The following is a 537-nucleotide window of genomic DNA, read 5'->3' as shown; positions in this document are numbered from 1 at the left end:
ACCCGCGCGGCTGGTGGCGCGCGTTCGGCGATCCGCGCCTGGACGCGCTGGTCGAGCAGGCGCTGGCCGCCAACCTCGACGCCGCCCAGGCGCGCGCGCGGCTGCGCTCGGCGCGGCTGCTGCACGAACACGCCGGCGATGTGCTCAAGCCGGAAGTGCGCGCGCGCACCAGCAACCCGATCGATCCCGACGCCAGCGCCTCGTTCTTCGTGATGGGCCTGGACGCGGTGTGGGAGCTGGGCTTTTTCGGCCGCAGCGAGGCGATCGAGCGCGGCGCGCGCAGCGAACTCGACGGCGCCGCGGCGCAACTGCGCCAGGCCCAGGTGAGCGTGGCGGCGGAGACCGCGCGCGAATGGATCGCGCTGCGCGATGCGCTCGAGCGCGAACGCCTGCTCGATTCGATCCGCGCCGCGCGCGCCGAGCAACTGCGCGTGCAGCAGGTGCGCGCCGATCTGCGCCTGGCCGCGCGCGACAGCGTCGAAGCGCCGCGCGCCGCGCTGGCCCAGGCCGAGGCCGCGCTGGGCGAACCGCGCCAGC

At 76.2% G+C, this 537-nt stretch carries 1 protein-coding gene; it reads left to right on the top strand.

The window, feature by feature from the left end:
* A partial coding sequence (locus tag A7A76_RS00295; protein WP_206409311.1) for a TolC family protein occupies positions 1-537 on the top strand: 537 nt, incomplete at both ends.

The organism is Lysobacter enzymogenes (genome assembly GCF_017168095.1).
Taxonomy (GTDB): Bacteria; Pseudomonadota; Gammaproteobacteria; order Xanthomonadales; family Xanthomonadaceae; genus Lysobacter; species Lysobacter enzymogenes_D.
Note: the sequence above shows the minus strand (reverse complement) of the source record. Positions and strands in the feature narration are given on the sequence as shown.